The organism is Nonomuraea sp. MG754425 (genome assembly GCF_021699195.1).
GTDB lineage: Bacteria > Actinomycetota > Actinomycetes > Streptosporangiales > Streptosporangiaceae > Nonomuraea.
The window spans coordinates 1-8,175 of the sequence record NZ_SSXE01000298.1; the positions used below are offsets into that span (position 1 = coordinate 1).

The 8,175-nt window shown below is 74.8% G+C and carries 9 protein-coding genes; 5 read left to right on the forward strand and 4 right to left on the reverse strand.

The genetic code is table 11. From position 1 onward, the window contains the following. The 4 genes from FAF44_RS50480 to FAF44_RS50495 all read left to right on the forward strand — a co-directional run. Positions 1-767: MFS transporter (locus FAF44_RS50480; RefSeq protein ID WP_368857799.1), on the forward strand; the 767-nt coding region annotated here is incomplete at its 5' end. Beyond that, a complete protein-coding gene (locus tag FAF44_RS50485) occupies positions 767-1,270 on the forward strand; it encodes a thioesterase family protein (RefSeq protein WP_237110633.1) in 504 nt (167 codons plus the stop codon). The genes FAF44_RS50480 and FAF44_RS50485, both read left to right, overlap by 1 nt. Then, positions 1,270-2,544 (forward strand): hypothetical protein, encoded by a 1,275-nt coding sequence (locus tag FAF44_RS50490; protein WP_237110634.1) that lies wholly within the window; start codon positions 1,270-1,272, stop codon positions 2,542-2,544. The genes FAF44_RS50485 and FAF44_RS50490 overlap by 1 nt, the downstream gene beginning before the upstream one ends. Beyond that, on the forward strand, positions 2,541-2,924 hold the full coding sequence (locus tag FAF44_RS50495) for a hypothetical protein (RefSeq protein ID WP_237110635.1): 384 nt from the start codon (positions 2,541-2,543) through the stop codon (positions 2,922-2,924). The genes FAF44_RS50490 and FAF44_RS50495 overlap by 4 nt, the downstream gene beginning before the upstream one ends. Before the next feature lie 19 nt (positions 2,925-2,943). Here FAF44_RS50495 and FAF44_RS50500 read toward each other — a convergent pair whose 3' ends face one another. Together FAF44_RS50500 and FAF44_RS50505 are read right to left on the reverse strand one after the other, a co-directional pair. Beyond that, positions 2,944-3,792, reverse strand: coding sequence for a cyclase family protein (locus FAF44_RS50500; RefSeq protein ID WP_237110636.1), 849 nt, complete (start codon positions 3,790-3,792; stop codon positions 2,944-2,946). Next, the gene (locus FAF44_RS50505) at positions 3,779-5,371 is read right to left on the reverse strand and encodes an FAD-dependent monooxygenase (protein ID WP_237110637.1); all 1,593 of its coding nucleotides are present in this window, start codon (positions 5,369-5,371) and stop codon (positions 3,779-3,781) included. Before FAF44_RS50505 ends, FAF44_RS50500 begins: the two co-directional genes overlap by 14 nt. A 218-nt stretch (positions 5,372-5,589) precedes the next feature. Between FAF44_RS50505 and FAF44_RS50510 the strand changes: the two genes are divergently transcribed. Then, on the forward strand, positions 5,590-6,459 hold the full coding sequence (locus FAF44_RS50510) for an AfsR/SARP family transcriptional regulator (protein ID WP_237110638.1): 870 nt from the start codon (positions 5,590-5,592) through the stop codon (positions 6,457-6,459). Here the strand turns inward: FAF44_RS50510 and FAF44_RS50515 are convergent. Beyond that, entirely contained in the window at positions 6,354-7,544 is a 1,191-nt protein-coding gene (locus FAF44_RS50515) for a ferric reductase-like transmembrane domain-containing protein (protein WP_237110639.1), read from the reverse strand. The two genes, FAF44_RS50510 and FAF44_RS50515, sit on opposite strands and share 106 nt — an antisense overlap. After that, positions 7,541-8,175: FAD:protein FMN transferase (locus tag FAF44_RS50520; RefSeq protein WP_237110640.1), on the reverse strand; the 635-nt coding region annotated here is incomplete at its 5' end. The genes FAF44_RS50520 and FAF44_RS50515, both read right to left, overlap by 4 nt.

The window sequence follows — 8,175 nt, forward strand, 5'->3', positions numbered from 1 at the left end:
GGTTCACCGGGGCGGCGGCGGGCGGCGGGCTGGTCAGCCCGCTCGGCTGGCGCGTCCTGCTGCTCCTGCCGGTCGGGCTCTGCCTGCTCGCCCTGGCCGCGCGGATCCCCGATGAGGTGCCCGCACTGCCGGCCGCCGCACCGGTGGCCCGCGTGCCCGCCGTGCTCGCCGTCGCGCTGCTGGCCACGCTGGACGCCCTCGTCGTCGTCCTGTGCCCGTTCTTCCTGTTTCAGGGCCAGGTCCAGCAGGCCGCGCTGCCGCTGGTGGGCCTGACCGTGCTGGCCCTGCCCCTCGCGCTGGTCGCCGGCGCGGCGGCGGGCTCCCGTCTGGCCCGCCGGGCCGGGGCGCGCGCCGTCACGCTGGCCGGCGTCGCCCTGGCCGCCGCCGGGCTGACGCTCCTGCTGCCGCTGTCCGCCGCGTGGTCCGCCCCCGAGGTGGCGCTCCGCCTGGCCGTGGCCGGCGCCGGCATGGGCCTGTACGGCGGCCCCGCCCACTCCTTGATCATGACCGGCGCCGCGCCCGACCGGGCGGCCCGGCACCTCCAGTTCGCCCGCGGCCTGGGTTACCTCCTCGGCCCGGCCCTGGGATCGGCCCTGTGGGCAAGCACCGGCTTCGCGCGGACCGGCATGGGCACGGCGCTCCTGGCCGGGCTCGGCGCGCTGGCCGTCGCGATGCTCGTCCTGATCTCCTTCCGCTCCATGACCACCCGACGACCATCCCTTCAACGACCGGGAGCAGCATGGACACCCACGCGATCAAAAGTCTGATGACCGAGGCCGTCACCCAGCTCACCGCCCCCGCCCGGCCCGCAGAGGTCCGGCCCGTCGAGGTCCGGCCCGTCGAGGTCCGGCAGGGCCCCAGACGGCACGTCTACCACCGCCAGGTCCGCTTCTCCGACATCGACGCCCACGGCCACGTCAACAACGTGCGCTTCCTCGAATACCTCGAGGACGCAAGGATCGCCCTGTTCCTCGACTACGCGGGCGCGCCGCCGGAGGACCGCAGCGGGCTGCCCGCGGTGGGGATCGCCATCGTCCGGCACGAGGTGGACTACCGCCGGCCGCTGCGCTTCCGGCACGGCATGGTCCGGATCGAGTCGTGGGTGACCAAGGTCAACCGGGTGAGCTGCGAGCTGGCCGCGGAGATCTGCTCGGACGAGGGCGTCTTCGCCGAGGCCCGTTCGACGATCATGGCCTTCGACCCGCACACCGCCAGGCCCCGGCGCTTCACCGTTCCCGAACGCGCCTTCCTCAAGCGCTACCTGCCCTGATGCGTCTTCTCCTCCTGCCGGTGCTCGTCCTGCTCGCGCTGTGGCCGGTGCCGGCCGGCGCGCACGTGGTCGCCCCGGGCGCGGATCTGCGGATCGCCCAGACGATCGCCGGCGCCGAGCTGACCATCACCGTGCGGGGGGTGAGCAGGACGCCCTCGCCCGCCGTGGTGGAGATCGAGGCGTTCAACCCGGTCCCCGACCTGCCGGTCGAGCTGGCCATGCGCTCCGCCGAGAGCGGGCGGGTCTCGCACGCGCGGGTGCGGCTGGCGGCGGGGCGGCCGGGCCCGTACCGGGCGAGCGTCCAGGTCTTCCAGGCGGGGCCGCACGAGCTGGAGGTGCGCACGCCCGCCGAACGTTCCGTCCTGCCGGTCCGCGTGCTGGTGCCGGCGACGTCGCCGTGGGAACTGCTCATCCACGGCGGCTTCTACGTGGCCGGGATCCTGGTGGTGGCGGGGCTGCTGACGGGCGGCGGCTCGCGGCCGGTCTCCGCCGTGGCCGTCCGCACCGGCGGCGTCGTCGGGGTGGTGGCGCTCACCGTGGCGGTGATGTCGCCGCAGCTCCCCGCCCCGGTGCCGGACGGTTCCGCCCCCACCGCCAGGGACGGGGCCGTGGGCGGCAGGCCGTACGTGCTGGCCACCGTCCGCGCGCAACCGGCCCGGCCGGCGGCGGGCACGGAGTTCACCCTGCTGATCGACCTGGTGGACGGCTCGACGGGCCGTCCGGTGGACGATCTCGTCCTGCACCACGAGGCCCTGGCCCACCTGGTGGTGACCAGCGCGGACGGCGGCTACTTCCGCCACCTCCACCCCGTCCGGCTCGCCCCCGGGCGGCTGGCGGTGCGGCTGGCCGCCGACCGGCCGGGCCGCTACCTGGCCTCCGCCGAGCTGGAGCGGACCGACTCCGGCGGCCAGCTCGTGTCCGGGACGTTCGAGGTCACCGGCGAACCCGCAGGCCCGCCGCCGGCGCGGCCCGTGGCCCCGCAGCCGGTGACCGTCCCGGCGCGGCCCGTGGCGGGACGGCCCACGACCGTCGAGATCCCCACGCGGGGCCGGCTCCGGCCGTGGCTCGGCATGCCCGGCCACCTGATCGTGCGCGACCGCGCGGGCGGCTTCCTCGGGCACGTGCACGCCACACCCGGCCGCGCGTCGGGGCTGTCCTTCACCTTCAGCTTCCCCGCGCCGGGCGGCTACCTCGCCTGGGCCCAGTACGCCCACGACTCCACGATCGAGACCGTGCCCTTCACCGTCACGGTCGGGACGGAGAGCGGCACATGACCAGACGCCTGCTGGCCGCGGCCTGCCTGGCCGCGGCGGCCATGGCCGTGGTCGTCGGCTGCCTGGCGCGGCCGGGGACGGTGACCGCGCACGGCGCGGGCGCGCGCTACGCCGTCACCCTGACGATCGACGACAACGGCACGGCCGACGTCGTCGTGGACCGGGGCGGCGCGCAGGAGGTGGTGGTGTCGGCCACGATGCCGCAGATGGGGCACAGCACCCCGGAGGAGCGGGCACGGCGGCTGGCCCCCGGCCGCTTCCGCGCGGCGGAGGCGGCCGGGGGCCTGTTCCCGATGGGCGGCGTGTGGGAGGTCTCGGTCCGCGTGCGCGGCGGGGCGGGCGAGGAGGTCATCCCGCTGACCGTCCTGGTCGGGTCCTGACCGCCGGGGACGCTGTCGGCTACAGCAGCGCGAGCGCCCGGACCGGCGCGCCGAAGCCGCCGCGCAGCTTGGCCGCGCCCACGACGAGCTGCGCGCCGCGCTCGGGCACGGCGTCCAGCGCGGCCAGGTTCTCGATGCCGTACCTGCCGGTGGTCAGCAGCATCCGGTGGACGAGGGGCTCGCGGCGGGTGCCGACGTCCAGGCTGCTGGTGTCCACGCCGAAGCCGACGATGGAACGCTGGTGGATCAGGAAGTCGGCGGCCTCCGGGCTCACCCCGGGAAAGCGCATCACCTGGGCGAGCGGGTCGAACTGCAGGTAGGCCGCGGCGTCGCCGACCCGCTTGTACCAGCCGCTGTCGAGGGCGACGAAGGCCCGCTCCGGCAGGGGGCCGTTCCTGCGCTCCCACTCGCGCAGGTCCTTCACGGTCAGCTCGGTGATGTTGTCGCGGGCGGCGCGCTCGCCGATGCGCACGACGCACAGCGGCGCGACGAGGTCCTCGGGCCGCACCAGGTCGACCGTGGGCAGGCCCTTCCTGGAGTGCGCGGGCACGTCCATGTGCGTGCCGGTGTGCTCGTTGAACGTCCACTCGGCGGTGTTGAAGCCGATCACGTCCTCGAACATGACCTGGCGGCGGGCGGGTTTGCGGACGTACATCTCGAACACCGGGAAGTCGGGGCTGAGCGGGTGGGTGAGGTCCACCACCCTGGAGGCGCGGGTCCCGCCGGTGGCCGCCGCCGCGCGCTGCGGCAGCGCGGCCAGCGCTCCGGCGCCGAGCAGCCCGGCCACCGCGCCGCGCAGCGCCTGCCGCCTGCCGCAGGAGGGCTGCTCGCCCTCCAGCGCGGCCATGATCGTCTCAGGCGCGCACACGGGGGGCCTCCCCTCGCGCCGTCAGGGGGGCGACCAGCGGGGCGACGTCCTCGCCGGTGCTCGCGTCGGCGACGTAGCCGTCCGGGCGGACCAGGACGAGCTTCGCGCCGCGCAGCGGCCCCTGGGCCGCGAAGCCGCCGGGCACCCGGTACGGCTCGCCGTACCCGCTGCCCCTGGCCACCAGCACGCGCGGCACGACCCGGTCGGCCAGCGGCTCCAGGGCGGCCAGCGGCTTGACCGGGTCCGCGCCCGGCATGATCAGCAGGGTGTGCCGCGGGTCGGCCAGGAGGCTGCCGAGCCGCACCGGGACACCGCCGCGCAGCGGGGTCACGTCGACGTCGGGCAGCCCGCGTCCGCCGATCGCGCGCCGGCCGCCGCGCGGCCCGACCAGCGGGCTCTTGCGGTAGTCGAGGTCGTCCTGGGTGAGGTTGGGGATGAACCGGCGCTCCAGCGCCCCGCTCGCGCCGAGCCCGCCGAGCAGCGCGTCACGCAGGAAGCGGGTGATCGGCGAGCGCACGGTCCACAGCCGGGTCTGCTGGTGGGCGGCGCGCAGCACCCGCGCCGCCACCGGTGAGCGCTCGGCCTGGTAGCTGTCCAGCAGCCGTCCGGCGTCGCCGTGCCCGTTGAGGATCAGGGCGAGCTTCCAGCCGAGGTTGGCGGCGTCCTGGATGCCGGTGTTGAGGCCCTGGCCGCCCGCCGGGCTGTGCACGTGGGCGGCGTCGCCGGCCAGCAGGCAGCGGCCGGCGCGGTAGGCGGCGGCCTGGCGCATGTGCACGAGGAAGCGGGTGCTCCAGCGCAGGTCCTCGATCTTGACCGGGTAGGGGGCGCGCTCGTCGGCGATCCGCTGCAGCTCCCCGGCGGTGGGCGCGGTGTCGGGCGAGCCGACCGTGGAGGCGTCGGCGAACACGCGCAGTTCGCCGCCCGGCAGCGACACCAGCACGAGCACGCCGTCGGGGTGCAGGTGGTAGTGCGCCTCGCCGCGCGGTACCGCGCCGGAGACCGTGCCGTCGCCGAGGATGAAGCTCTGGGTGTAGGTGCTGCCCGCGAACGGGATCCCGGACAGCTCGCGCACACTGCTGTGCGAGCCGTCGCAGCCGACCACCCAGGCGGCGCTGAGCTCCTCCGGCCCGCCGGGCCCGTCGAGCCGCACGTCCACGCGGTCGTCGTGCTGGGTGAGCCCGACGAGTTCGGTGCGCCACTCCACGCTCACGCCATGCTGACGCAGCTTGTCGGTCATGATGGCCTCGACGGCGGGCTGGGTGATCCCCAGCATGGTCGGGCCGCCGTTGCGCCAGTCGCCGAGGCGCACGGTCGCCACGTTCCTGGAACCGGACCAGTAGCGGGCGGCGCCCATCCGCAGGCCGGCGTCGATCACGTCGGCGGCGGTGCCGTGCCGGGCCAGGACGTCCAGCGCCCCCGGCCACAACGCCACCGCGCGTGCCTGGTGCGCGGGCCGGTCGAGGGAACGGTCGATGATCCGGCAGGTGATGCCCTGCCTGCGGAGCTCGGTCGCGAGGGCCAGTCCGGTGGGGCCGGCGCCCACGACCAGAACGGGCAAGGGGATCTTCTCGGTGTCCACCGCGCTACCGTAGGTCGGGGGTGGCCGCGGCCGACTCCAGCTAAAGGCGACTGCGACCGAATCTAACGGTCCGCCCGATACCTCCAAGGACACATAGCCCTTCCGCTTTGGGACAGCCTCTGCCGCCAGATGTCCGGATGTGCCCCGTTCATCGATCTAACATCCCGACAAGGACGGCTCTCCGCCGAGAGTACGCACATGACGGAATAGAGCACTTGATGATCAGATTCAATGTTCTCGGTCCACTGGAAGTGCGCACGGACGCCGAGTCGTCCCTGCCCAAAGGTCGCAAGGCTCGTCAGGTGCTGGCCCTGCTGCTGCTGCGCGCCAACGAGGTCGTCGACGTGGAGACCTTCGCCGAGGAGCTGTGGGAGGGACGCGGCGGCGGGGTGGGCGCGATCCGCACCCACGTCTACAACCTGCGCTCGGCGCTGGCCGCCCATCCGGCCACCCGGGCGGTGGCGGGCATGCTCGTCACCGAGCCGACCGGCTACCTGCTGCGGGTGGAGCCCGGCCAGCTCGACGCGGAGGTGTTCGGCGACCTGGTCGCCGAGGGCCGCCAGCTCATGACGTCCGGCGCGGCGGAGAAGGCCGCGCGGCGGCTGCGTGACGGGCTGGGCCTGTGGCGGGGGCGGGCCCTGGCCAACGTCACGCCCGGCCCGGTCGTGGCCCGGCATCTCACCTACCTGGAGGAGATCCGCAACCGCGCCGTCGAACTGCGGCTGGAGGCGGACCTGCGGCTCGGCCACCATCGGGAGCTGGTGGCGGAGCTGCGCACGCTGATCGCGCGCAGCCCGCTCAACGAGTGGTACCACCTGCGCCTCATCGAGTGCCTGTGCCGGTGCGGACGGCGCGGGGAGGCGCTGCTGGCCTACCACGACCTGCGCCGGATCCTCGACGAGGAACTCGGGCTGGAGCCGTCGGCCGAGGCCAGGCGGCTGCAGCACACGATCCTGTCCGATGTCGAGCATGTGCCGGCCGATCAGCAGTCGAACCGCTCGGTGTACAACTGGTCCCTGCGGGCCCCGCACGCCCGCAGGCCGGCGGTCGTCGTCTCGACGAAGCGCGGGCTGCCGCAGATGAAGTAGCGGGCGCGCGGCGTGACCCGGATGTCGGGACGGGCTGGACGCACCACCTCCCGGTAGCCGTCGCCCAGCCGGTCGCGCAGTTCCTCGCCGAAGACCGCCTCCTTCGGCGAGGTCACCACGTGCACGAGCGACAGGGGCAGGTCGTCGTTGCGGCGTACCAGCTCCACGAAGGGCGTCACGCCGATGCCGCCCGCGATCAGCACCGCCGGCCGGCGGGGCCCGTGCTGGGCCTCGCGGGTGAAGGCGCCGTACGGCCCGTCGAGGTGGACCAGCGCGCCGGGCGCGAGGCGGCGCAGCCGTTCGGTGAAGCGGCCGGCGTCCTTGACGGCGAAGGTGAGCCGGTTCCCCCCGGCCACGACGCTGAAGGGATGGGCCCGGCTCCGCAGCGAGGTGCGCAGGTAGCAGAACTGCCCCGGCCGGGGCCTGATCGCGCGTCCCAGCGGCTCGACCGTGTACGCGCGGACCGTCGGCGACAGCCGCTCCACCCCCACCAGCCGGTACGGCAGCGCCCAGGCCGACACCGACAGCCGCCAGAGCACCACCCCGGCGAACACCACGGCCAGCCCCAGCCAGTACGCCAGCAGCCACGGGTGCCCGGCGAGGTGACCGCCCAGCCCCCACGAGTGCACGAACACCAGCGCGAGCAGCGGATACGACAGGTAGTGCGTGTACCGCCAGATCCGGTGTGTGACCAGGTAGCGCGCCAGGGTGCTGGTCAGCCAGAGCGCGAGGAACATCAGGAAGGCCAGCCGCCCCAGCGAGGCGTACGCCGACTCGGCCCAGGTGAAGTCGGGCACGAGCACGTAGGCCCAGCCCTGCCGGTCGACGACGGTCTCCAGCAGCGGATGGATCAGCACGAGGAACGCCCCGCACCCGCCGAGCCACCGGTGCAGCGACACCGACGCCAGCCGGTCGTCGCCCAGCCGGTGGGAGAGCTGCCGGACGCCGAGCAGCACCTGCCACCACATCACGATCGCGCCGGCCAGCCCGGCCAGGTTGGCCACGTCGCCGAGGTCGGAGGCCTGCCAGGCGAGCGGGAGCAGCGGCAGCAGCGAGAGCGCGACCGCGAGCGCGACCCGTCTCATGTCAGCGTCACCGACGAGCGCACCCGGCCGTCCCGGTCGACGGTGATCCAGCCGGCGTCGGGGTCCTGCCCGGCCAGCCACTGCGGCCCTTCCTCGGTGCCGAGCAGGAGCAGGCATTTGGCCTGCACCTCGGCCGCCGCCAGGTCCGTGCCCACGACGGTGGCCTGGAGGCAGTCGGAGGCGGCGGGCGCGCCGGTGCGGGGGTCGATGATGTGGTGCAGCGTGGTGCCCGCCCGGTCCTGCCAGCTCCGCCGTACGACGCTGCTCGTGGCCACCGCCACGGTGCCGCCCGCCGGTTCCAGCACGCCGATCGGCCGCTCCCGCAGCGGGTGCTCGACCCCGATCCGCCAGGGCGGGCGCTCCTCCGGCCGCCAGGCGACGAGGTCGCCGCCCGCGTCGATCATCCCGTACGGCACGCGCCCGATCCGCGCGGCCCGCTGCACGCTCCAGCCCTTCACGAACCCGCCGAGATCGACGGCGAGGCCGGGTGAGAGCGTCACGGTCCGGCGGTCGTGGTCGATGCGCACGGCGGGCGAGCCCGCGCTGGTCGCCGACCTCAGCGCCAGCTTCGTCCCGGGCCGGCGGCTGCCCGACGGGGCCGTCACGACGTTCACGAGAGGGTCCTGAGATG

What these genes read in the sequence shown, in the direction of transcription:
- FAF44_RS50515 (WP_237110639.1), bottom strand. Translation starts at nt 7,544, where the DNA reads ATGAGACGGGTCGCGCTCGCGGTCGCGCTCTCGCTGCTGCCGCTGCTC.
- FAF44_RS50510 (WP_237110638.1), top strand. Translation starts at nt 5,590, where the DNA reads ATGATCAGATTCAATGTTCTCGGTCCACTGGAAGTGCGCACGGACGCC.
- FAF44_RS50485 (WP_237110633.1), top strand. Translation starts at nt 767, where the DNA reads ATGACCGAGGCCGTCACCCAGCTCACCGCCCCCGCCCGGCCCGCAGAG.
- FAF44_RS50490 (WP_237110634.1), top strand. Translation starts at nt 1,270, where the DNA reads ATGCGTCTTCTCCTCCTGCCGGTGCTCGTCCTGCTCGCGCTGTGGCCG.
- FAF44_RS50495 (WP_237110635.1), top strand. Translation starts at nt 2,541, where the DNA reads ATGACCAGACGCCTGCTGGCCGCGGCCTGCCTGGCCGCGGCGGCCATG.